The sequence below is a fragment of the Flavobacterium sp. LMO6 genome (assembly GCF_009495795.1).
Taxonomy (GTDB): Bacteria; Bacteroidota; Bacteroidia; order Flavobacteriales; family Flavobacteriaceae; genus Flavobacterium.
Map to the genome: position 1 here is coordinate 58,871 of NZ_WIBH01000010.1, position 20,270 is coordinate 79,140.

21 protein-coding genes are annotated in these 20,270 nt (G+C 28.9%); 11 read left to right on the forward strand and 10 right to left on the reverse strand.

What is annotated here, in order from left to right; translation table 11 throughout:
- Positions 1–102 precede the first annotated feature (102 nt).
- Together def and ruvX are read right to left on the reverse strand one after the other, a co-directional pair.
- Positions 103–690, reverse strand: a complete 588-nt coding sequence (def, locus tag GFJ99_RS10805) for a peptide deformylase (RefSeq protein ID WP_153208719.1) — start codon at positions 688–690, stop codon at positions 103–105.
- 65 nt (positions 691–755) lie between these two features.
- Positions 756–1,169, reverse strand: coding sequence for a Holliday junction resolvase RuvX (gene ruvX, locus GFJ99_RS10810; RefSeq protein ID WP_153208720.1), 414 nt, complete (start codon positions 1,167–1,169; stop codon positions 756–758).
- 106 nt (positions 1,170–1,275) lie between these two features.
- On the opposite strand from ruvX, the gene GFJ99_RS10815 reads away from it, so the two are divergent.
- Complete coding sequence (locus GFJ99_RS10815) at positions 1,276–2,103, forward strand: 2,3,4,5-tetrahydropyridine-2,6-dicarboxylate N-succinyltransferase (protein ID WP_153208721.1); 828 nt, start codon at positions 1,276–1,278, stop codon at positions 2,101–2,103.
- A 144-nt stretch (positions 2,104–2,247) separates the two neighbouring features.
- Positions 2,248–4,113: an LTA synthase family protein gene (locus GFJ99_RS10820; protein ID WP_153208722.1), complete on the forward strand. Its 1,866-nt coding sequence runs from the start codon at positions 2,248–2,250 to the stop codon at positions 4,111–4,113.
- On the opposite strand, the gene GFJ99_RS10825 is transcribed toward GFJ99_RS10820, so the two are convergent.
- A complete protein-coding gene (locus tag GFJ99_RS10825; protein WP_153208723.1) occupies positions 4,099–4,860 on the reverse strand; it encodes a glycosyltransferase family 2 protein in 762 nt (253 codons plus the stop codon). The two genes, GFJ99_RS10820 and GFJ99_RS10825, sit on opposite strands and share 15 nt — an antisense overlap.
- Before the next feature lie 97 nt (positions 4,861–4,957).
- Between GFJ99_RS10825 and GFJ99_RS10830 the strand changes: the two genes are divergently transcribed.
- The gene (locus GFJ99_RS10830; protein ID WP_153208724.1) at positions 4,958–6,019 is read left to right on the forward strand and encodes a glycosyltransferase family 9 protein; all 1,062 of its coding nucleotides are present in this window, start codon (positions 4,958–4,960) and stop codon (positions 6,017–6,019) included.
- On the opposite strand, the gene GFJ99_RS10835 is transcribed toward GFJ99_RS10830, so the two are convergent.
- The 3 genes from GFJ99_RS10835 to GFJ99_RS10845 are packed head-to-tail and all read right to left on the reverse strand — an operon-like array spanning position 6,009 to position 8,480.
- Complete coding sequence (locus tag GFJ99_RS10835; protein WP_153208725.1) at positions 6,009–6,830, reverse strand: glycosyltransferase family 2 protein; 822 nt, start codon at positions 6,828–6,830, stop codon at positions 6,009–6,011. The genes GFJ99_RS10830 and GFJ99_RS10835 overlap by 11 nt on opposite strands.
- A gap of 24 nt (positions 6,831–6,854) precedes the next feature.
- Positions 6,855–7,622 (reverse strand): lipopolysaccharide kinase InaA family protein, encoded by a 768-nt coding sequence (locus GFJ99_RS10840; RefSeq protein WP_153208726.1) that lies wholly within the window; start codon positions 7,620–7,622, stop codon positions 6,855–6,857.
- A gap of 3 nt (positions 7,623–7,625) precedes the next feature.
- Complete coding sequence (locus GFJ99_RS10845) at positions 7,626–8,480, reverse strand: N-acetylglucosaminyltransferase (protein ID WP_153208727.1); 855 nt, start codon at positions 8,478–8,480, stop codon at positions 7,626–7,628.
- A gap of 56 nt (positions 8,481–8,536) precedes the next feature.
- Here GFJ99_RS10845 and GFJ99_RS10850 point away from each other — a divergent pair, with 56 nt between their 5' ends.
- From GFJ99_RS10850 to GFJ99_RS10860, 3 genes are read left to right on the forward strand one after another with little or no spacing between them, the layout of a single operon-like run.
- A complete protein-coding gene (locus tag GFJ99_RS10850) occupies positions 8,537–9,334 on the forward strand; it encodes a glycosyltransferase family 2 protein (RefSeq protein WP_153208804.1) in 798 nt (265 codons plus the stop codon).
- On the forward strand, positions 9,335–10,243 hold the full coding sequence (locus GFJ99_RS10855; protein ID WP_153208728.1) for a glycosyltransferase family 2 protein: 909 nt from the start codon (positions 9,335–9,337) through the stop codon (positions 10,241–10,243).
- Between the two features lie 23 nt (positions 10,244–10,266).
- Positions 10,267–11,043 (forward strand): hypothetical protein, encoded by a 777-nt coding sequence (locus tag GFJ99_RS10860; RefSeq protein WP_008254076.1) that lies wholly within the window; start codon positions 10,267–10,269, stop codon positions 11,041–11,043.
- 164 nt (positions 11,044–11,207) lie between these two features.
- Here the strand turns inward: GFJ99_RS10860 and GFJ99_RS10865 are convergent, their stop codons facing one another.
- On the reverse strand, positions 11,208–12,170 hold the full coding sequence (locus GFJ99_RS10865; protein WP_153208729.1) for a hypothetical protein: 963 nt from the start codon (positions 12,168–12,170) through the stop codon (positions 11,208–11,210).
- Between the two features lie 174 nt (positions 12,171–12,344).
- Here GFJ99_RS10865 and GFJ99_RS10870 point away from each other — a divergent pair, with 174 nt between their 5' ends.
- From GFJ99_RS10870 to GFJ99_RS10890, 5 genes are all read left to right on the forward strand, one after another.
- Complete coding sequence (locus tag GFJ99_RS10870; RefSeq protein WP_008254079.1) at positions 12,345–12,911, forward strand: L-threonylcarbamoyladenylate synthase; 567 nt, start codon at positions 12,345–12,347, stop codon at positions 12,909–12,911.
- A gap of 95 nt (positions 12,912–13,006) precedes the next feature.
- Positions 13,007–14,422 carry a CCA tRNA nucleotidyltransferase gene (locus GFJ99_RS10875; protein WP_153208730.1) on the forward strand — a complete coding sequence of 472 codons (1,416 nt, stop codon included), beginning with the start codon at positions 13,007–13,009 and terminating at the stop codon, positions 14,420–14,422.
- A 73-nt stretch (positions 14,423–14,495) separates the two neighbouring features.
- The gene (locus GFJ99_RS10880) at positions 14,496–15,515 is read left to right on the forward strand and encodes a COX15/CtaA family protein (protein WP_153208731.1); all 1,020 of its coding nucleotides are present in this window, start codon (positions 14,496–14,498) and stop codon (positions 15,513–15,515) included.
- Between the two features lie 43 nt (positions 15,516–15,558).
- Positions 15,559–16,329, forward strand: coding sequence for a CDP-alcohol phosphatidyltransferase family protein (locus GFJ99_RS10885; protein WP_153208732.1), 771 nt, complete (start codon positions 15,559–15,561; stop codon positions 16,327–16,329).
- 77 nt (positions 16,330–16,406) lie between these two features.
- Positions 16,407–17,687, forward strand: a complete 1,281-nt coding sequence (locus tag GFJ99_RS10890) for a hypothetical protein (protein WP_153208733.1) — start codon at positions 16,407–16,409, stop codon at positions 17,685–17,687.
- Here the strand turns inward: GFJ99_RS10890 and GFJ99_RS10895 are convergent, their stop codons facing one another.
- The 3 genes from GFJ99_RS10895 to GFJ99_RS10905 form a co-directional block, all read right to left on the reverse strand.
- Positions 17,688–18,443: a LytTR family DNA-binding domain-containing protein gene (locus GFJ99_RS10895; protein WP_153208734.1), complete on the reverse strand. Its 756-nt coding sequence runs from the start codon at positions 18,441–18,443 to the stop codon at positions 17,688–17,690.
- A 74-nt stretch (positions 18,444–18,517) separates the two neighbouring features.
- The gene (locus GFJ99_RS10900) at positions 18,518–18,886 is read right to left on the reverse strand and encodes a 2TM domain-containing protein (protein ID WP_153208736.1); all 369 of its coding nucleotides are present in this window, start codon (positions 18,884–18,886) and stop codon (positions 18,518–18,520) included.
- Between the two features lie 25 nt (positions 18,887–18,911).
- Positions 18,912–20,270, reverse strand: a complete 1,359-nt coding sequence (locus GFJ99_RS10905; protein ID WP_153208738.1) for a 2TM domain-containing protein — start codon at positions 20,268–20,270, stop codon at positions 18,912–18,914.

The window sequence follows — 20,270 nt, forward strand, 5'->3', positions numbered from 1 at the left end:
GTTTCTTATTAATTAAGGTTGGCAAATATATTATTTTAAAGTAAAAAGTGAAAAGTAAAAAGTAAAAAGTTTAGTTAAAATAGCTAATTACTGATTACTATGTTATCTTCCCTTTTTGTTTACAAATTTCATTTTATAATCAGGACGTGCTTTGCCATCCATGATGTTTTGTAATTTCTTAGCAACCAATTTCTTTTTTAGAGAAGAAATGTGGTCAGTAAATAAAATACCTTCAATATGATCGTATTCATGTTGAATAACACGTGCAATTAAACCGTCATATACTTCTGTTTTCTTATTGAAATCTTCATCAAAATATTCAATAGTAATAGTATCATGTCTAAAAACATCTTCACGAACATCTGGAATACTTAAACAACCTTCATTAAAGCCCCAAACATCTCCTTCTTCTTTAATAATTTTAGCGTTAATAAATGTTTTTTTGAAATCTTTCATTAAAGCCGCTTCTTCTTTAGAAACATCATCACTATCGCTAAAAGGTTCGGTATCTACAATGAACAAACGAATTGGTAACCCAACTTGTGGAGCCGCCAAACCAACGCCATGCGCATGATACATGGTTTCATACATATTAGCAATTGTTTCTTTAAGATTCGGATATTCTGGAGAAATGTCCTCTCCTACTTTACGTAAAACTGGTTCTCCGTATCCGTATATTGGTAAAATCATCTTGTAAATTTTATTATTTGTAAACTTAAAATCGGAATTGTTACATCAAATTCCGTGCAAAAGTACTATTTTTTATAACGTAAATAATCTTGAAGTATAATTGTTGCGGCAATTTCGTCAACCAACGCTTTATTTTGGCGTTGTTTTTTATTTAAGCCGCTATCAATCATCGTTTGAAACGCCATTTTTGATGTAAATCGTTCATCTACTCTATTCACAGGCATTTCAGGGAAAGCTTCTTGAAATTTCACCACAAAAGCATTAATAATTTCAGCACTTTGCGAAGGTTCTCCATTCATTTGTTTAGGTTCTCCAATAATAACACTTTCTACTTTTTCTTTTGAAAAATAGTCTTTAAGAAAAGTTATAGCAGTTTCAGATGGAATTGTAGTTAATCCAAAAGCAATCATTTGCATTTCATCAGTAACGGCAATTCCTGTTCGTTTGATTCCGTAATCTATCGCTAAAATTCGTGGCATCTTTTTTTTTACAAAAATAAGTGATTTGTTTAATAAAATTGATTTTAAAATATTGGCTTTTGCATTTACTTAAATAAATTATCTTTGCAATACAAAAATCACACTAATGAATAATTTACAAGCAACAATAGAACAAGCATGGGAAAATCGTGCTTTATTACAAGAAGAACCTACTCAAAAAGCCATTAGAGAAGTTATCGAATTATTGGATAGCGGCAAACTTCGTGTAGCTGAACCTGTTGATCCCGAAGTTTCGGGAGGTTGGCAAGTAAACGAATGGGTTAAAAAAGCGGTGGTAATGTATTTTCCAATTCAAAAAATGGAAACTTGGGAATCGGGTATTTTTGAATATCACGATAAAATGTTGTTGAAACGTAATTATGCAGAAAAAGGAATTCGTGTAGTTCCAAATGCGGTGGCAAGATACGGTGCTTATATTTCTTCTGGAGTAATTTTAATGCCGAGTTATGTAAACATTGGTGCTTATGTAGATGAAGGTACTATGGTAGATACATGGGCAACCGTAGGAAGTTGTGCACAAATTGGAAAGCATGTTCACCTTTCTGGTGGTGTTGGAATTGGTGGTGTTTTAGAACCTTTACAAGCCGCTCCAGTTATTATTGAAGATGGTGCCTTCATTGGTTCAAGATGTATTGTAGTTGAAGGTGTTCATGTAGGAAAAGAAGCGGTTTTAGGCGCGAATGTTTGTTTGACTAGTTCAACAAAGATTATCGATGTTACAGGTGATGAACCTATTGAATATAAAGGAGTAGTTCCGGCTCGTTCGGTAGTAATTCCAGGAAGTTATACTAAGAAATTTCCTGCTGGGGATTATCAAGTACCTTGTGCAATCATCATTGGACAAAGAAAACCTTCAACCGACTTAAAAACTTCTCTAAATGATGCACTGAGAGAATATAACGTTGCTGTGTAGTCAAAATTAAAAACATAAACAGAATTCCAATTCGTAACAATATTGTTGTGAATTGGAATTTTTATTTTCTTTTAGAAGTAAAATAAAGGTAAATAAATTGTAAATTTTACATGAATAGTTAAATTTGCTTAAAATTACCTTTCTATGTCAAATTATTTAAACAGTGTAAAACTGTTTTTTAAACGTATTTTTATTGTTATTTTTATCTATCAAATTTGTAGAATATTGTTTTACTTTTTTAATAGAAATTCGTTTGAAAATATTTCAGTAAAAGGCTTTTTAGGAGGAATTCACTTTGATGTATCAGCAATAGCATACATCAATTTAATTTTTGCTTTATTTCATTTTATTCCGGGAGAATTTAAATACAAACCAACATATCAAAAGGTTTTAAAAATTGGATTCTACTTTGTAAATTTAATATTTATACTAACCAACTTTGTAGATTTTGAATATTATAAATTTACTGGAAGAAGAAGTACATTTGGAATGATTACAGCAACTGGGATGGAAAATGAAATTGGCGGTTTGATATTTTCATTCTTAACTGAGTTTTGGTATTTACCACTAATTGCATTTCTATTAGGTTTAGCATTTTGGAAAGCACTTCCTAATATTAAATTAGTAAATGTTACCGTAGGTTCAAAAACAATACTGAAACAAAGTGTTTTATTTGTTTTATTTACAGGAGTTTTAATTGTAACTGGCAGAGGTGGTTTTCAAAAGAAACCAATTAAAATTGTTGACGCAATAAATTATGGTTCTATAAATCAATCTGCATTGGTTTTAAATACACCTTTTTGTATTTTAACGACAATGGGGAAAAAAGAGACATTAGAATCTCCAAAATTTTATAATGAAACAGAATTAAATGCGATTTTTAATCCTATTACAATTATAAAAGAAACCGAGAAATCTTCAAAAAAAAATGTTGTAATACTTATTTTGGAAAGTTTTGGTAGAGAAAATTTGCAACGCGGACAAACGCCTTTTTTAGATAACTTAATAAACAAATCGTTGTTTTTTGAAAATGGTTTTGCTAATGGAAAACTATCTATAGATGCTGTTCCGTCAACCCTTTCGAGTATTCCTAATTTAATGAATACGTCTTTAATTACTTCGAGTTATTCAATTAACGAAGTATACGGATTACCTAAAATTCTGAAAGAAAATGGTTATAAAACAGCTTTTTTTCATGGAGCTTTTAATGGAAGTCAAAATTTTGATCAATATTGCAAAGTAGCAGGTTTTGATGATTATTTTGGTAAAAACGAATATATAGGTCCAGAAGCCTTTGATGGCAAATGGGGTATTTTTGATGAAGAATTTTTACAATTTTTCGCAGGTAAAATGTCTAAATTTAAAGAACCATTTTTTACAACACTTTTTACGATTTCATCTCATAATCCCTACATTATTCCAGAAAAATATAAAGGTAAATTTCCAAAAGGAACTACAAAAATTCAGGAAAGTATTGCATATTCTGATTATGCCTTAGAACAATTTTTTAAAACAGCTTCAAAATACGATTGGTATAAAAATACGTTATTTGTAATAACTGCTGATCATACTTCATCTGAACCAACAGAGAAAAAATTTAAAACAAATGTGGGCAAGTTTAGAGTTCCTATTTTATTTTTTGACCCTTCGAATCCGGAAATGATTGGAAAAAACTATAAAAATCTACAGCAAATAGATATAATGCCCTCTATATTAGATTATTTAAATATTGAAAGTAAAATGGTAACCTACGGAAAATCATATCAATCAGATAAAGATTTTGTAGTGTATTATTTAGATAATATTTACCACTATATTTCAGGCGACTATTATTTAGCTTTTGACGGAACTAAATCTTTGGGATTGTATAATTTCAAAAAAGATGAACTTTTAAAATCAAATCTTTTAAAGACTAATAATTTTAAAGCTGCTGAAATGGAAAAGTTTATAAAAGCTTACATTCAGTCATTTAATGAGAGAATGATAGGAAATAAATTAACGATTCAATAGTTTTTCTTCTCGTTGTAGTTTTAATAATTTTGCGTATTTCATGTGCGAGAAAAATCCTTGAATTAATGCAATTGTAATACCGTCAATACCGTTAAAAATTCCTTTCTTCAAAAAATAACATCTTATAAAGGCAGTTAAACCATTAATTACAGGTTTTATTGCACTTACTCTTTTTCCTTGATCAAAAAGCTGTTGGGCATGCCAAGTAGAATATTGATTTTTTTTAGCTACTATTTGCTCAAAAGACTCCCATCCATAATGTAAAATATGAACAGCCACCTTTTTTTCATTTGTAGTAATAATTTTTTGATGCACTTTAGACGATGATGGATGGGCAGATATTTTATTAAAAAAACGAACTTTATGATCTGGATACCAACCAGAAAAATCGATTAATTCGTCTTTTAAAAAGTTCTTTACACGGAAAGAAAAAGCATCATAATTACCCACTAAATATTTTTCTTTCAAAATAAATTCAGTTGCATCGGTATCCAAAAACTCATCCGCATCTAAATTTAATATCCAATCGTTTGTGCAATAAGGTAATCCATGCGTACGTTGTGGACCATCGCCAAGAAATTTTTGAAAAATTACCTTTGCACCTTTCTCTTCGGCAATTTTAACAGTATTATCAGAACTTAACGAATCTACTACAATGACTTCATTACACACTTTAAAAAGTGCATCAATACATTTACCTATATTCTTTTCTTCGTTAAAAGTGATTACTAAACCGCTAATTGCCATTTTTAATTATTTTTTACAAATGTAATTAATTTATTTATTCTCAATAATCCAAAAATAATAGATAGTTATGTATTTTAGCAACTTCAAAACAAATTATATGAAAATTTTAGTTATTCAGCAAAAACGAATTGGAGATGTATTAACCTCAACTATTTTATCCAATAATTTAAAAACAAAATATCCAAATGCTGAGATTGACTATATGTGTTATGCCAATTGTGTTGATGTTTTAAAAAACAATCCTAACATAACTAATATAATTGTTTTAGAAGAAAAAGTGCGTAAAAACTATCTTTCCCTTTTTCAATTTATTTTCAAAATTAGAAGTACCAAATATGACGCTGTGATTGACGCTTACAGTAAGTTGGAAACCAATTTAATAACATTATTTTCTGGAGCTAAGTATAAAATTTCATATAAAAAAGGCTATTCGGCATTGTTTTATAATTACAATATTGAACGTTTAAAGAACGGAACACAGTCTAAAATTGGTTTGGCAATTATTAATAGATTGCGTTTATTGCAACCTTTAATAGAAGAAGAAATTACCGATTATAAGCCTAAAGTGTTTTTAACAGATTCTGAAATTGAATCAGCAAAAAAACTACTACATTCATTTCCTATAAAAACCGACAAACCAACTTTTATGGTTGGGATTTTAGGAAGCGAATGGTACAAAACGTATCCGTTTGAAAAAATGGCAGAATTATTAGATTACACGGTTCAAACTACTGATGCAAATTTACTTTTCAACTACATTCCGAAACAAAAAGAAGATGCTCAAAAAATCTTTGATTTGTGCCAACCCGAAACACAACAACGCATTTATTTTGATTTGTATGCTAACGATTTGCGTTCGTTTTTAGGTTTACTCTCTCAATGTGATGCTTTAATTGGCAACGAAGGTGGAAGTGTAAATATGGCAAAAGCATTATTTATTCCAACATTTTCATTGTTTTCGCCAAGTGTAGATAAAGAAACTTGGCAAATTTTTGAAGATGAGAAAAATATCTCTATTCATTTAAAAGATTTGAAACCTGAAATTTACAAGGAATTTGACGAGAAATACATTAAAGAACACACTTTCAAGTATTTTGATGAATATCCAATAGCTTTAATTAAAGAAAAATTGAAAGATTTTTTTCAGATTATTCGCTAATATATTTAGACAAACCATTTTCAATAAAAGTTACATTGTGTTTTTTATTGTAGCTTCTAATGGCATTATTCTTTTCCCAAGTCTCAGTTGTTGCATAGCCTCTTTTATGATCTAAATGCAAGCAAATTGCAGAATATCGAATTTGTTTTGAAAGTATTCCTAAATTAAAAAGACGTTCGCCTACTTCTCTATCCAAACCGCCATATTGCATTTCTTCGTTAAAACCATTTACAGCAATTAGATCGTTTTTAAAACAAGACGTATTATGTCCGTTAAAAGTTCGTTTTGTGGGTGTTAACCAATTCATAAAAACAGCAAAAGGTTTAAATTTTGTAAGTTTAGACAATTTAAAACTCTTTGATACTCCATTTTTTATTAACCAAGAAATAGAAAAACAATGTTGGTGTTTAATATTTTCTAATGAAATTATATTGGAAGTTTCCATTGGTAATTTAAAGTAACCACCCGACAAAAAATAGCCTTCTTCTTGGTACTTTAAATGTTGGGCAACAAAATCTTTTCTTGGAATACAATCGCCATCAGTGAAAAGTAAATATTCAGAATTTGTTTTTAAAATAGCTTTATTTAAAATTTTACATTTCTGAAAACCATTATCTTCTTGCCAAATATGTTGAATAGGAAATTGAAATTTATGACTAAAAGATTCTATAATTAACTTTGTGTTTTCAGTAGAACCATCATCAGCAATAACCACTTCAAAATTAGTCTCGGTTTGGTTGCAATAACCTTCGAGTACTTTTTGAAGCCATACTTCCGAATTGTAAGTAGTTATAATAACTGATAATAGCATGTAAAGAAATAAAAAGTGAAAATACTACTTTTTCCAGAACTTTAATTTCTTTTTGATTCTTTTTTTTCTGTGGAATCGAAATTGAAAATCGGCTGTTTGTTTCCACATGGTTTCAAAAACTAAAGTTTCGTTTTCCCCTGAAAGTTTTGCATATTCGTTACTCATCACTTCAATCATATCTTTTTTGTGAGTAATTTTAGAAAGATTTTTCATTCGAGTTTGAAAATCAATAGTTGAATGAAACTTCATCCGATTCAAATCCACTAGAAAAAATGAATATGAGCCATCTTTATTATCTTTTATTAGTGTATTTCCTGGCGAATGATCTAAAAACTCCACTCCTTTTTGATGCATTTGAAAAGAAAATCTTGTAAATTCTCTTATAATTTCTTCTCTATTTTTAAAATCTTCATTTTGCACAATTGCTCTAAACTCAAATACATTTTCTAAATGTTCGCAAACATAATAGCTTTCATTTAATCCAATAAGATCAAAACTTTCAAAAAAAGCAACTGGCTGAGGCGTTCCAATTTGAAATTCCATCAATTTTGAAGCATATTCAAAAGAACGAGATGCTTTAGATTTTCTAAAATAGCGATAAGCAATTTTGTTAATTAAATTAGGCTTTTTAAAAGATTTTACATTCACCACAAATCCATCAATATCAAACAACTTAATTGCATTTCTTTGACCTTCAATAAAAAACTTTCCAGAAGAATTAAAGTGTATAATATTATCAAGTAATAAATCTTTAATTGATTGAAATTTATTATTAATTTTAAAATTATTCATAATTTACTTTGTAAAAAGATAATCCTTAAATTTAGGATTAGTAGCATTTTCTTGAAGATATTTAGGAAGTGTATCTAAGTCATCAAGCATTTTAAATTGCAAATCACGTCCAAACAAATCTTTTCCTGAAGTAATAAAACTTTCAATTTGTTCTTTACTCTTAAAGTTTTCGTTGTTATATTCTGTATGTGAAAAAGCTTCTAATTTTTGAATAATTTTTTTAACTCCGCCTAGATAAGTAAAATGCCAGCCTGCGTTTGGAATAATTTTATATACTTCTCCTCTACGTTTGGTTCTCATTATAATTTTTCTAATTCGATTTGGAGTCTTCTTTAGTAATTTATAAGGTAAAACTGCGGTACAATGCCAAATTCCATCTTTTGCCTCTTCAATAGACATAGAACTACCTCCATCATATATTAACTGGTTATTTAAAAAGTACATATACATGTCCATTTTTAACCCGTAAATTTCATTTATACCTTTATCTAATAAATTTTGTAAAACGGAAGGATTTGGTATTTCATCCACATCAGAAATTAAAACAATATCATCAGGTTTGCAATTTACCAATCCTTTTACAATAGAATTTCGTTGAAAAAATTCTAATTTCCAAGGTGTAAATGGATTAATAATCGGAATAAAAAGCGGGTATTTATCTAGTTTTATATGAATTATTTTTGAAGAAAATTGCGCAAAACGTTCTTTGTTTTCTTCGAAATAATAAGGCTTATGGTTGTTTTGGAATGTCTTGTTTGCTTCAATAATAACAAACTTATCTACCACATTATTTAACTCGTTTAATCTTATTTCTAATAAATCTAGTTCATTAAAAAAAATAAAACAATCATATACCATAATCTTTTTTTTACAAATATAAATATTTATATTAATTTGCACTATATTTATAGATGATGAATAAAAAACCAACTTCTAGTTTAGTTACACCAACATATAATTGGCCAAATGCACTAGAGCTATTACTTTTGAGTGTAAAAAATCAGACCGTATTACCCAATGAAGTAATAATTGCGGATGATGGTTCGAGGCCTGAAACAACTGAATTAATCAAAAAATTTCAAAAAGATTTTCCAGTTCCTTTAATTCATGTTTGGCACGAAGATAATGGCAATCAAAAACCAAAAATAATGAACAAAGCCATAGCATTAGCTAAAAACGAGTACATTATTGAAATTGATGGTGATATTATTATGCATCCTAATTTTATTGAAGATCATTTAAAATATGCACAAAAAGGAACTTATTTATTTGGTTCCAGAGTAAATATCCAGAAAAAAAAATTAGAAACAATATTTAAAGATAAAACTACATATTTTCATTTTTTTTCAAAAGGAATAAAAAAGAGAGGGAGAACTTTACGTATTCCTTTTTTAATGAATTTTGCCAAAAAAATAGCCATTCGTTCTTCTAAATTAAGAGGTTGCAATATGTCTTTTTGGAGAGAAGATTTCATAAAAATAAATGGTTTTAACGAAGGCCTAGTGGGTTGGGGAATAGATGATTCTGAAATGATTCAAAGGCTACACAACATTGGTATTCAAGGAAAAAGACTAAAAAACACGGCTATTGCTTATCATATTTATCATAAAGAGCAAGACAAAAGTCATATTGAAATAAATCATATTATTGAAAAAGAAACAACAGAAAAAAAAATATCCTTTATTGAAAAAGGTGTAAATCAATACTTATAAATGAATACAATTGCAATTATTTTAATAAACTACAACTCCGCTGAATATACAATAAATTGTATAAAAAGCATATGGGATAAAACATCTTCAAATCTTGATTATGAAATTATTGTAGTTGATAATAATTCAAAAATAGAGGATTTGAATTTGGTTGATTCATTTGTACAAAATGAAAAAAGAAACAATCTAAAATTAATTAAAAGTAAAATTAACACAGGCTTTGGTGGTGGTAATATGATAGGAGCGCAAGTTGCAAACGCTAAATATTTTGCTTTTGTAAATAACGATTCTATTTTTAAAAATGATTGTTTATCTCTTTTACATAATGCAATGGAAGCAAATGAAAATTATGGAGTTTGTGGGCCAAAAGCTTACAAAGAAGATGGATCAATTTTACCAACTTTAGACCATTACACATCCTTATCAAAAGAGTTTTTAGGTAGATCTATTCTTGAAAAAATAAATCCAAATAAATATCCAAATCGTAAAAAAGAGTATTTTAATCATCAAAAAGGACAATTTGTATCTGGAAGTTTTATGATGGTAAAATCAATTGATTTTTGGAAAGTTGGCGGTTTTGATACAAATATTTTTTTATATCACGAAGAAACTGATTTATGCAAAAGAATAAACAAATTAAACAAACATTCTTATTTAATTCCTGAAGCCGAATTTATTCATTACCACGGAGCTAGTACTCCAAAGTCTATTGCAATTAAAACGGAATTAAAAATATCTCAGTTATATGTCATTAGAAAACATTATGGATACTTCAAATTTAAAATTTTACTAACTTTTTTTCAAATTAAGTACTTTTTTTCTTCGATTTTTAAACCAAAATATTGGAGTTTATTTTACGTACTTTTAAAGGGAGCGCATCTTTCAGATTCTTTAAAACAAAAGCAGTAATATAAACTTGAATACTACTAAAAATGAAAAGAAATATTTTTACATTATGTTTTCTAGTGTTTTCAATTATTTCTTTTTCTCAAATTAAAGTAAAAGATTTAATTGGAAAATGGTATGCAGAAAATGAATTGACTCAAAGTAAATTTAATGACACGATTATATTTAATCAAAACCCAAAAATAATTGATAATGAACATTGTGAATTTATTAAATGGGAAATTGAAAATAAAAATTTTAAATTAAGTGAAGTCAATTTATGTTTATCCAAAGTTAAAGTTACTTCACATTTTGCAAAAGAAAAGATTAAAATAAATAAAACTGACTTTGGGCAAATAATAGAATATTATCAAGACAAAAAAGAAATTGATAAATTTAGAATTATTCGACTTCAAAATAATGGTTCCAAACAATTTACAGTAATACGTTTCGATAAATTAATTGATCAAAAACTTTATAAATATGTTGATTCATTAATATTTAACGTTTTGAAATACAATCCTGATTCAGATGAAAACTTAACTAATTATGGTGTTAAAATTTCTGACGGCAACCAAAATGTAAAAATACGTATTAAGGATGGTGCAAATAGAAATCTCGAACCATTAATAGTTATTAATGGATACCCTTTAAAAAATAAAGAAATACTAAAAGATATACTTTTAGCAGAAACTTATAGAATTGAAATTCTAACAATAGAAAAATCAACAAGTATCTATGGCTTTAGAGGTTTAAATGGCGTTATTATTTTACAGACTTCGGAGAAGAAATTTAAAGCAGCACGAAGTAAATACGGCTGGTAACCGCGGTTTACTTCAATGACTAATACTAGATTTTGTGCAAAAAATTCGTTACTGAATAGAATATTTTTTTTTTATTTGTATTTGCTTGGTTTTGTTTAATACTATTGAAAGCAAAACACACAACGATAAATTTATTTTTTTTGATGAGTTAATTCATTATTAAGTTAATCAATAAAAACACTTTTGAATTTATCCATTACTCGTTCTGAAGAAAATTCATTTGAATAAGCATCCCAGTTTTTATCTTTATCAACTTTAAAATTTTGAATAATATCATTTAAATCTATTTCGTTAGTATATAAAACAGCTTTATCTCCTAAAATATCAATATGTGACTTTTCTTCTGAATTAGCCCATGTTATAATAGGTTTGTTTGCTATTGAAAACTCTCCTACAGCAATACCAAAACTCTCTCCTTGCTGTCTTGCATGTAAATAGGCATCGCAAGTGTTAATGAATTTAGATTTATAAATTTCGTCTTGAGATTTTGGCAGAAAAATAATGTTTTTATAAGGAGTAAAAATACTTTTAAAAACAAAACTGTTGGTACCCATAAAAACAAAATAAATATCTTTTCTCTTTTTTGAAATTTCAATAATTAATTTTTTAACAAATGGTAAGTCAAAAGTAGTATCGCCTCCGTGTCTTCCAAAAACAATGGCATCTTTAGGAATATTTAATTCGGCTCTCAAATCTAAATCTGTTTTTTCAATTGCAATCATATGAGGTACAAATGGAGCAACTCCGTTAGTCATCTCTTTTGACAACCATTCTGACACATAAGCATAAACATCTCCATGAGGCTCGTAATATTTAAACACAGAATGAATTGCTGTTTTACAATTTTTAGATTCAACACCATCAATTTTACCGGCTTTAATGGCATAAAAAAGATCTGATTTAGTATCGGAAACAATTTTATCTATTTCATTCAAATTAGAATAAGAATGAACTTCAAATTTTTTCTTAAACTTCTCAATTGCAGGTCCAAAATTATTCTTATTGTTTTTTTGATGAATTATAATTGATTCATTATTCAAGTATTCTTGATTAAATAATGCATAATTATAAACTGCATTTGAGGTACCTCTATATGAAAGTTGATTTTCGTGAAAAAGTATTTTCATTTTTAAAATTCAGGGTTACAAAGAAAGAATTGATATTTTTTTCAAAAATACATTTTTTTTAGTTTAACATATATACATTATATTTGATAAATTTTTAAAAATAAAATTTTGTAAGGTAAATTATTCTCTTTTTTATCATATAAAATATAATTCTTTAAAGCTAAAACTACCATCTTGGAAATCAATACAGAAGTTCATAACGCATTCGAAATCATCAAAAACGGAGGCATCATTTTATATCCAACAGATACCGTTTGGGGTATTGGCTGCGATGCCACAAATGAAGATGCAATAAAAAAAATATATGCCTTAAAACAACGTGAAGAATCTAAAAGCATGATTGTTTTACTAAACGGCGAACGAATGATGTACAATGTGTTTAAAGATATTCCTGAAGTAGCTTGGCAAATTTTAGATTTGTCAGAGCGACCAACCACTTTAATTTTAGATAAACCACGCAATGTGGCAAAAAATATAATTGCAGAAGACAATACATTAGCCGTTAGAATGGTTACCGAACCTTTTTGTTTTAAATTAATGGAGAGAATGAAAAAACCTTTAGTTTCTACTTCTGCTAATGTTTCCGGAATGTTTACTCCTAAAACTTTCAAAGAAATTACTCCAGAAATTATAAAAGGTGTTGACTATGTAGTAAATTTGCACCACGATAAAGTTTGCAAAAATCCTTCTACGATTATTAAATTAGGTTTAGATAGTCAGGTAAAAGTGATTCGCAAATAAAAATGTGTCAATATTTCGATTTGTCAATAAGCCAATGAAATTGTTTGATAAATTATTGACACATTGACTAATTGTCAAATTGACTAATTAAGAAAATGAATTACAAACAACATTTAGAACATAAAATTTTCAAAATCATCTCGCAAGCAGCACAAGAACTTAACTTGGAATGCTATGTAATTGGTGGTTTTGTTCGCGATATTTTACTTGAACGAGACCACAAAAAAGACATTGACATTGTTGCAGTTGGTAGTGGAATTGAATTAGCTTTAAAAGTATCTCAACTCATTCCATTTCATCCAAAAGTACAAGTTTTTAAAAACTACGGAACTGCCATGTTGCGCTATGATGACATTGACGTGGAGTTTGTGGGAGCTCGTAAAGAATCATACACACACGATAGTCGAAATCCATTAGTGGAAAACGGAACGCTTAAAGATGATCAGGAACGAAGAGATTTTACGATAAATGCGCTAGCTTTTTCTTTAAATGCTGAAAATTTTGGCAATTTAGTAGATCCTTTTAATGGTGTGGAAGATTTGAAAAACAAAATCATAAAAACGCCTTTAAATCCTGATATCACCTATTCCGACGATCCGTTGCGAATGATGCGTGCGATTCGTTTTGCTACGCAACTAAATTTCGAAATTGAATCGGAATCTTTAAAAGCAATTTCTAAAAATAAAGACCGAATCAATATTATTTCAGGAGAACGAATTGTAGATGAATTGCATAAAATTTTGGCTTCTGAAAAACCTTCTATTGGCTTTTTGCATTTATTTCAAACCGGATTATTAGAAATAATTCTTCCGGAATTAACGGATTTAAACAATGTAGAAGAAGTAGAAGGTCATACGCACAAAAACAATTTTTACCACACGCTAGAAGTAGTTGATAATATTTGCCCAAATACCGATGACGTTTGGTTGCGTTGGTCGGCATTATTACACGATATTGGCAAAGCTCCGACAAAAAGATTCAATAAAAAACAAGGTTGGACGTTTCACGGACATGAATTTTTAGGTGGAAAAATGGTCAAAAAAATATTTGAACGTTTGCACATGCCTTTAAATCATAAAATGAAATTTGTTCAAAAAATGGTCATGATGAGTTCTCGACCAATTGTTTTGGCAGAAGATATTGTTACAGATTCGGCAGTAAGACGTTTGGTTTTTGATGCAGGAGAAGATGTTGAAAATCTAATGACGCTTTGCGAAGCTGACATTACAACTAAAAACCCTAAAAAGTTCAATAAGTATCATAACAATTTTAAAATTGTACGTACTAAAATAGTTGAAGTTGAAGAAAAAGATAGAGTTAGGGTTTTTCAACCGCCAATTTCTGGTGAAGAAATCATGGAATTGTTTGGTTTAAAACCTGGTAGAGAAATTGGCCAACTAAAAGAAGCGGTTAAAGAAGCCATTTTAGAAGGCGAAATTCCAAATGAATATGAAGCTGCAAAAGAGTTTGTTATAAATAAAGCTTCCAAAATTGGATTAAAAAAAGTATAAATTTTATAATTTGTTAAAGTGCTTTTAAAATTGTCTTTAAGTAAATTTGTAGCACTTTTTGAAAATCAAAAAAATGAAAACAAATAAATCGGTTATTTACTGGCTACTTTCTGGTTGTATACTACTTTTTGTTATGGTAACTGTTGGTGGTATTACTCGTTTAACAAACTCGGGTTTATCTATGACCGATTGGCATTTAATAAACGACACTTTTCCGCCTATGAGCGAAGAAAAATGGGTAGATGCCTTTGAAGAATACAAGAAGTTTCCTGAATATCAAAAAATCAATCAATACAATAATTTTCAATTAGATGATTATAAGTTTATCTTTTTTTGGGAATGGTTTCACCGTTTTATTGGTCGAATTATTGGTGTTGTTTTCATTATTCCATTCGTTTATTTTTTAATCAAAAAACAATTAAATGCAACAACCATCAAAAAATGTTTCATTCTTTTAGGAATGGGCGCTTTTCAAGGATTCTTAGGATGGTTCATGGTAGCTAGTGGTTTAAAAGACATGCCAGATGTAAGTCATTTCAGACTGGCAATTCACTTAACGTTTGCTTTTATCACATTTGCTTATACGCTATGGGTAGCTTTGGATTTGATTTATCCAGAAAGAAAATTACCCGTTTTAGAATTGAAAAAAATCGCCCGAATTGCTCTGGTAATTCTTATCATTCAAATTATTTATGGTGGTTTTGTTGCAGGTTTAAATGCCGGATTAATTCACAATCATTGGCCTTTGATGAGTGATGGTCAATTTTTCCATGAAAGTATTCAATTAGAACAATCGAATTTACTATTAGCATTTACTGAAGGAAAAAGCGGCGTGCAATTCATTCACCGAACTTTTGCCTATTTTGTAGTTGGAATGATTATTTTCTTATTTATAAAAAGCAGAAAATTTGTGTTGGACAAAACGCAAGATAACGGAGTTAAAACCTTGTTGGTTTTTGTTTTTATTCAGTTCTTATTAGGTATTTTTACCTTGTTATTCCATGTGCCACTTTGGTTAGGATTAGCTCATCAAATCATGGCATTCTTTTTATTAACTGCCATGACATTTACGTTACATCGATTTTCAAAATAATATTGCCGACTATATTGTCACAGTTCCTTGTTATTAACTTTAAATGTCAAAATTAAATGCTTCAGATAAATTTTTAGACTTATCTGACTACGGAAGGTCGTTTGGAAGATTCTTAGCGCTTCAATTAAAAGAAACACGTTTTACTCCTATTCATGTTACCTTGTTATTTGGTATATCTGGCTTAATTGCAATTTATTGTATTTTAAATCATTATTACATTACTGCTTCGTTTTTTATACTTTTAAAATCAGGTATTGATGCCGCAGATGGCGAGTTAGCTCGATTAAAAAAAACGCCCTCTTATTCTGGACGCTATTTAGATAGTATTTTTGATATTTTTTTAAATTTCTTTTTCCTATTAGCCATCTGGAAAGTAACGAATACATCATTTTGGATGATGCTACTTGCTTTTTTTTGTATTCAACTCCAGGGTACTTTATATAATTATTACTATGTAATTTTAAGAAACAAATCGGTTGGAGGCGACACTACTAGTAAAGTTTTCGAATACAAAACACCTAAAGCTTTACCTGGTGAATCGCAAAAGTCAGTTACTATTTTGTTTAAAATTTACACAGTTGTTTATGGAGGATTTGATAAAATAATTCACTTTTTAGATCAAAATGCTCATAAAGTAAAAACCTTTCCTAATTGGTTCATGACGCTATTATCCCTTTATGGATTAGGGTTTCAGTTATTACTTATTGCTTTTATGCTTACCATGGGTTGGATTGAATTTATTATTCCGATTTTAATTTATTATTCAATTTTAATAATTGCTTTAATTGGTATTAGAAAAAGTTTCATCATTTAATAGATATTTGTTATTAATTCTAATGTTTTGTAACATTTCAGTTGTGTAATCGTTTTAATAATAAAACATATCCTAATATGAAAAGCGTTAAAATTATTATTATTGTTTTATTACACCTTTCGGGAAATATTGGAAATGCATGCAGTATGTACAAAATTACCAAAAATGGTAAAACTTTCGTTGGCTGTAATCATGATGCTTGGCTAACAACACCTCATATTTGGTTTGAAATTGGCTCATTAAATGCACCTTATGGAGCAGCATTTACAGGTGCAAGATACGATGGTAAAAACGGTTATGCCCCACAATCTGGAATGAATGAATATGGATTAGTCTTCTCAAGACTTTCCTCCTATCATCCAGAAATAAAAAATTTAAACAATAAACTTAAAATAACAAATCCTACTTTTTACTTAAAAGACATTCTTCATACTTGTAAAACTGTAGAAGATGTTAAAAAGTATATTGAAAAATATGACCAAAGTTATTTCATAGAAGATGTATTCATTTATATTGAAAAATCTGGGAAATATATCGTAGTGGAACCTTATAAAATTATTGAAGGTAACGATGCTAGTTATGTTTTGTCTAATTTTTGTCCGTCTATAACCTCAAAAGAAGATGCAAAAAGACTTGATCGCTACAAAAATGGTGTTGATTTTCTAAAAAACAATTATGAATCAAATCTAGAATTTTGTAAAAAGGTTTCGGATACCATGCACGTTTGTCGTGATAAAATTGGTGATGGAACGCTCTTAACTTCTATTTGGGATAATACTAATGGAACTGTCAATTTATACTTCTATCATAAATATGACAAAACAATTCAATTTAATATAAAAGAGGAACTTGCTAAAGGAAATCACATTATAAAAGTAGATTCATTATTTCCAAAAAATAAAGAATTTGAAAAATTAGCTTCTTATAAAATACCTCAAAACAACGATTCAATTCGATTTTTTCTTCTTTTTAGTGGTTTGTTTTTTTTAATGAGTTCTTGCTACTTTTTTATCAATTATTTTAAAACAAAAAACATAAATAAATATAATTTTATTAAGCTATTGCTAGTACCATTTGGATTCATACTATTCTTCTATATGTTTGTATTAAATACAAATATTAACATCTTCTATTTCCCTGCTCCTTACAAAGATTCACATCGTTTATTAATAAGCCTTACTTCCTATATTCCGTTTGTTTTACTTATTCTTATATTGCCGTTGCTAGCTATTAATTATAAAATAATTTATGAAAAATATTGGAATAAATTAGCTACTATACTATTAAGTTTAAATAATTTACTTTATTTAATTTTAATAGGCTTTTTTGTGTATTGGCGCTTTTATTTTAATTTTTAATTATCCTATCCACTCTTTAAAATCAGCAACACGTTCTCTAGCTACAATGACTTCATCGGCTTTGTAAGTGGGTAAAATGATTTTTAATCTCGAATTTGAATACACCTGAATTTCTTTAACGGCCTTCAACGGAACAATGAATTTTCGGCTTACGCGATAAAAATCTTTTGGATTGATTTCGGTTTCTACAACTTCTAAAGTGGAATCGATTAAATAATCACGATTATCCAAGGTGTGAATATATGTTCCTTTGTTTTCGCTGTAAAAACATTCTACTTCTTCAATGGAAATCACTTTTAATTGTTGCCCAATTTTTACTGAATATCGCTTTTTATATTCCTTTTCCACCGGATTGACTAACATGCGCTTAATCGCTTCAAAATCTAAACTTGAAATCGTGTTTTTTTGAAATTGATTTTTGAACTTAGAAATTGCAATTGAAAGTTCGTCTTCATCAATTGGTTTCAACAAATAATCAATGCTATTCAATTTGAAAGCTCGCAATGCATATTCATCATAAGCAGTTGTAAAAATCACGGCACTTTTAATATCAATTTGCTCAAATATTTCAAACGACAAACCATCAGACAATTGAATGTCCAAAAAAATCAAATCAGGATGCGGATTGTTTTGAAACCATGAAATAGCTTCTTCAACAGAATGCAACATGGTATTTACTTGCAAACCTAATTTCTCAACCTTGCGTTGCAACAATCGTGCTGCTGGTTTTTCGTCTTCGATTATTAATATATTCATTGTTATTTTTGTTTCAGGTTTCAGGTTTCAGGTTCTTGTGTTGTCTGTCAACTGCGACTGAAAACTGCGACGAATTATTCCCACTTATTCGCCTTCTCTTTCTCCATAAATTCTTTAATCTTACGCTCTTCCCAGTTTTGTCCCATGATAAAATCAGGCAAAAATACCGATAATCCATGTGCTAACAATCCTAATCCCCAAAAGAAAGCGGTGAAAAAATTATGTGCTTGAAAATAACTTTCGCCATCTTTTAAATTTTGAATATTAATAATCACGATCATAATATTGATGACTAAATAAACGACAGCGTGTGTGTAAAATCCTTTGATTTTCTTTACTCTTTTAACCGCCTGATAATATCTTACTTCTTCTGCATTTGATGGAATAAAGTTTTTAAACGCTTCTTTATCCATTCTACTATTGATTCTATCTTGTAAACTCATGATTTCTTATTTTTTTTAAATTTAATTATTCCCATTTGTTGTTTTTCTCTTGATCTTTTTTCAAAATCTCTTGAATTTTTCGTTCTTCCCAAGAACTTCCATAACCAAAAACTCGAAAAGCATGAAAAACCAATCCCATTCCCCAACCTAACATCGGAAACCAAAACCATTGAAATCCTGAAAAGGTTCTAAAATTGATAAACACTAAAACCGGAATTACGATACAATAAGAAATTAAACTTCCGTAAAATTCTTTGATTTCTTTGACTCTTCTTGACGCTCTTTCATAAGCCGTTTGTTCATTATAATTATATGTTGTTTCCATAATACTTATTTGTTTGGTTAAAATTGGTAGAAATACTTTAAACTCTTTCTCGTTTTCTTCTACCAATACTTTTCTTTTGGTTAAAATTCCGTAGCGATTGACAATATTTTGTAACCCTACGCCTTTTCGGTCTGATAAAACTTCTTTCTTTTGAAGATTGTTAGTAATTACCAACTGACCATTTTCAATACTAATTTTAATGTGTAGCGGTTTTGCTTCGCTAACAACATTGTGTTTTATACAGTTTTCTAATAATAATTGCAACGATAACGGAACTACTTTTGTTTCTTCTGTCATTGCGAGGTTCGAAGCAATATCAAAACCTTCTGGAATTTCAAATGTGATGCTATTTTCAAATCGCATTTTTAGCAAATTCATGTACGTTTTAGCAAATTGTAATTCTTCCGCAACCGAAACCAATTCTTTATCTTTTTGCTCCAAAACATAACGATAAATCTTTGAAAGCGATGTCGTGAATTTTTGAGCATTTTCGGGATTTTCTTCAATCAGCGAACTCAATACATTCAAACTATTAAAAAGAAAATGTGGATCGATTTGATTTTTTAAACTTTCAAACTGCGCCGAAGCTGTTCCAGCAATGATTTTTTGTTCTTTTAACTTGTTTTCCTGATACGATTTGTAGAAATAAACTAAGTGAATTACTAACGAAACTATAATTGTAATCACCATTGCCACAACATAATTAGCTGGTATTTCATTTTGGATAAACTCTTGAACCGTTTTGTTTTCAAACCCAACATCTTCCAACATTCGCAAAAGAAATATCGCAAATCCCGAAACAAAAAACGAAGCTAAAAATCCGATTACCAATCGCTTTAAATGAAATCGATTCTTTTCAAAATATTTATCTAATTGGATAAATATTAAAGCATTAGCAAAATAAAGTACCACACTATACAACATCGTAAAAATGAAATTCCATTTTAATGTTACAAGACTTGGTAAACTTCTACTGATTAGTAAATTCACACCTTGAAGTATTGCAAAAATTACAAACCCAATTACTATTGCTTTAACTATTTCTCTTGAATACTTCAT

What these genes read in the sequence shown, in the direction of transcription:
- def (WP_153208719.1), bottom strand. Translation starts at nt 690, where the DNA reads ATGATTTTACCAATATACGGATACGGAGAACCAGTTTTACGTAAAGTA.
- ruvX (WP_153208720.1), bottom strand. Translation starts at nt 1,169, where the DNA reads ATGCCACGAATTTTAGCGATAGATTACGGAATCAAACGAACAGGAATT.
- GFJ99_RS10815 (WP_153208721.1), top strand. Translation starts at nt 1,276, where the DNA reads ATGAATAATTTACAAGCAACAATAGAACAAGCATGGGAAAATCGTGCT.
- GFJ99_RS10820 (WP_153208722.1), top strand. Translation starts at nt 2,248, where the DNA reads ATGTCAAATTATTTAAACAGTGTAAAACTGTTTTTTAAACGTATTTTT.
- GFJ99_RS10825 (WP_153208723.1), bottom strand. Translation starts at nt 4,860, where the DNA reads ATGGCAATTAGCGGTTTAGTAATCACTTTTAACGAAGAAAAGAATATA.
- GFJ99_RS10830 (WP_153208724.1), top strand. Translation starts at nt 4,958, where the DNA reads ATGAAAATTTTAGTTATTCAGCAAAAACGAATTGGAGATGTATTAACC.
- GFJ99_RS10835 (WP_153208725.1), bottom strand. Translation starts at nt 6,830, where the DNA reads ATGCTATTATCAGTTATTATAACTACTTACAATTCGGAAGTATGGCTT.
- GFJ99_RS10840 (WP_153208726.1), bottom strand. Translation starts at nt 7,622, where the DNA reads ATGAATAATTTTAAAATTAATAATAAATTTCAATCAATTAAAGATTTA.
- GFJ99_RS10845 (WP_153208727.1), bottom strand. Translation starts at nt 8,480, where the DNA reads ATGGTATATGATTGTTTTATTTTTTTTAATGAACTAGATTTATTAGAA.
- GFJ99_RS10850 (WP_153208804.1), top strand. Translation starts at nt 8,537, where the DNA reads ATGAATAAAAAACCAACTTCTAGTTTAGTTACACCAACATATAATTGG.
- GFJ99_RS10855 (WP_153208728.1), top strand. Translation starts at nt 9,335, where the DNA reads ATGAATACAATTGCAATTATTTTAATAAACTACAACTCCGCTGAATAT.
- GFJ99_RS10860 (WP_008254076.1), top strand. Translation starts at nt 10,267, where the DNA reads ATGAAAAGAAATATTTTTACATTATGTTTTCTAGTGTTTTCAATTATT.
- GFJ99_RS10865 (WP_153208729.1), bottom strand. Translation starts at nt 12,170, where the DNA reads ATGAAAATACTTTTTCACGAAAATCAACTTTCATATAGAGGTACCTCA.
- GFJ99_RS10875 (WP_153208730.1), top strand. Translation starts at nt 13,007, where the DNA reads ATGAATTACAAACAACATTTAGAACATAAAATTTTCAAAATCATCTCG.
- GFJ99_RS10880 (WP_153208731.1), top strand. Translation starts at nt 14,496, where the DNA reads ATGAAAACAAATAAATCGGTTATTTACTGGCTACTTTCTGGTTGTATA.
- GFJ99_RS10885 (WP_153208732.1), top strand. Translation starts at nt 15,559, where the DNA reads ATGTCAAAATTAAATGCTTCAGATAAATTTTTAGACTTATCTGACTAC.
- GFJ99_RS10890 (WP_153208733.1), top strand. Translation starts at nt 16,407, where the DNA reads ATGAAAAGCGTTAAAATTATTATTATTGTTTTATTACACCTTTCGGGA.
- GFJ99_RS10895 (WP_153208734.1), bottom strand. Translation starts at nt 18,443, where the DNA reads ATGAATATATTAATAATCGAAGACGAAAAACCAGCAGCACGATTGTTG.
- GFJ99_RS10900 (WP_153208736.1), bottom strand. Translation starts at nt 18,886, where the DNA reads ATGAGTTTACAAGATAGAATCAATAGTAGAATGGATAAAGAAGCGTTT.
- GFJ99_RS10905 (WP_153208738.1), bottom strand. Translation starts at nt 20,270, where the DNA reads ATGAAGTATTCAAGAGAAATAGTTAAAGCAATAGTAATTGGGTTTGTA.